Here is a 1883-nt window from a genome sequence, read left to right as displayed (position 1 = left end):
ACCGGATCGTGTCTCAGGCGGTGGTCATCGCGACCGGGATTTCTGCCGGAGGTCACCGCGAGATCCTGGGGCTGATGGTCGGCGACAGCGAGTCGGGCTCTGGCCGGAATCTCGGGACGGTCACGATCGCAAGAGGACGCGGGTGCGGAGGAGTTGGAAGGATCCGCGGCCGTACATCTGCCGCTTGATCGTCTTAAACGGTTGACGTGCCCTTCGACGACACCGGAGTTGTAGGGGAGGGTGAGGCCGGCGGTGACGGCGTCAAGGTCCTGGCGGAGGTAGGCGGCGAAGCCGCGCAGGGGCCTGGGGGCGTCCTGCTCGGCTTCCCTGATCCAGTCGAGTAGGAGCGTGCCGCGCTGGTGTCGCGCCATTTCCAGAAAAGCCCAGGCCAGGTCACATGCTCGGGTGATGTCGGGGCAGGCGAGCCGGGCCTTGAGCAGGGCTTTCTGATCGTGGGCGGAGAGGTGTTCGCGTGGGCGGGTGATCCAGGCGGCAACGGTCCTCGGGGTGGGGGCGGTGATACGAACCGGTTCTACGGTGCCGGCGCTGAGGCGGGCGAGGTGGCGCTGCACGCTCCGCTGGCTGCCGCGATAGCCGCGTTCGCGGACCTCTCGGAACAGGCGGGCGGCGACCGCATCGGCACCGAGCTGGCCATGGCGTTCGTTGAGGTATGCCTTGAACGGTTCGAGTCTGCCGTTCGGGCGTCGGTTGTCGGCCGAGGCCAGCAGTTCATCGAGCGAAGTCTTCACGTAGCGGTGCACGGTTCTAGGATCGAGGTTCAGCTGGCGGGCGATCGCGTTGAGGGTCCTGCCCTCTCCGTGCAGACGCTGGATCTCCTCGAAGCGCCGTCTGGTCCTCTCCAGCAGTGCGGTGCCTGGGTAGTCGAACAGCGGGATGCGGTTAGGCAAGGTCGTCAGCCGGGCTTCCAGTTCGGCGTGTTTGCGCAGGCACGGGATGTGCTCGCGGCAAATCTTCTCCAGCACTTTGGTGAGGTTCTGGACCAGATGGAACCGGTCTGCCACTTCCCGGGCCTGCGGGGCGGCGCGTCGTATTGCCTTGCCGTAAGGGCCAGCCCGGTCCCGGCAAACGATCTCCGCTCCGGGGTGCGCGGCCAACCAGGCCGCCAGCGTCGGTGAAGTACGGTCCGGCAACACATCGATGACCGTGGAGGTCTCCACGTCCAACACGATGGTCCCGTAGGTCCGAGACCGGCGGAATGCGAAGTCGTCAACGCCGAGTACCCGCGGGCTGCGGTCTGGAACCGGGGGCGCGTGCAGCAGCCCGAGCAGGCGCTCGCGTCCGCTCGGCACTTCCAAGACGTGGCACATCCGGATGCCAGGCCGCCCGCCCAAGGCGAGCGCGACGGCTCGCCACCAGACCTTCACTCCGGGACCGGCACGGGCATACCTGGTGGTCAGGCCCTCGGCCTGCTCCACGAATGTGCGGCGAGGGCAGCCGGGATCGTCGCAGAAGAACCTTCTCACCGTCAGCTTCACGACCACCCGGCGCCCGCCGACCGGCAGCTCGGTGAGGTGCCGCTCGTACTGGCTGTGCACACGGCCAGAAACCGTCGAGCAGTCGGGGCACTCCAACTCCTCGACGGAGCAGTGCGCTTCGACCACAACCAGCCCGTCCGCCTCGGTGAGTCGGTCGAGCACCAGCCCCACCGCTCTCGGCAGCAGGGCTTCCTTCAGCACGGACAAGTCCCCCACGACCAGGGGATTCCCACCAGACACCGTGATCGACACTGCAAGCGATCGTGACCGTCCCGAGATTCCGGCCAGAGCCGCGAGTCGAAGCCGTTCTGGACGAGGTTCCTGCGCAGCCTGCGGGCCCGTGGCCTGGACAATGTCCAGCTGGTGATCTCCGATTCCCACAGTGGT

The 1883-nt window shown here is 67.2% G+C and carries 3 pseudogenes; 2 read left to right on the top strand and 1 reads right to left on the bottom strand.

The window, feature by feature from the left end:
- A pseudogene (locus AB0M70_RS42095) lies at nt 1–95 on the top strand (transposase); the annotation flags it as partial.
- An 888-nt stretch (nt 96–983) separates the two neighbouring features.
- Here AB0M70_RS42095 and AB0M70_RS42090 read toward each other — a convergent pair.
- Nucleotides 984–1622: pseudogene (locus AB0M70_RS42090) on the bottom strand (ISL3 family transposase); the annotation flags it as partial.
- A gap of 156 nt (nt 1623–1778) precedes the next feature.
- On the opposite strand from AB0M70_RS42090, the pseudogene AB0M70_RS42085 reads away from it, so the two are divergent.
- Nucleotides 1779–1883 (top strand): annotated as a pseudogene (locus AB0M70_RS42085) (transposase); the annotation flags it as partial.

This window comes from Streptomyces sp. NPDC051214 (assembly GCF_040682375.1).
In the GTDB taxonomy this organism is placed as follows: domain Bacteria; phylum Actinomycetota; class Actinomycetes; order Streptomycetales; family Streptomycetaceae; genus Streptomyces.
The sequence above is the reverse complement of the archived record's forward strand: the minus strand, read 5'-3'. Positions and strand labels throughout refer to the sequence as shown.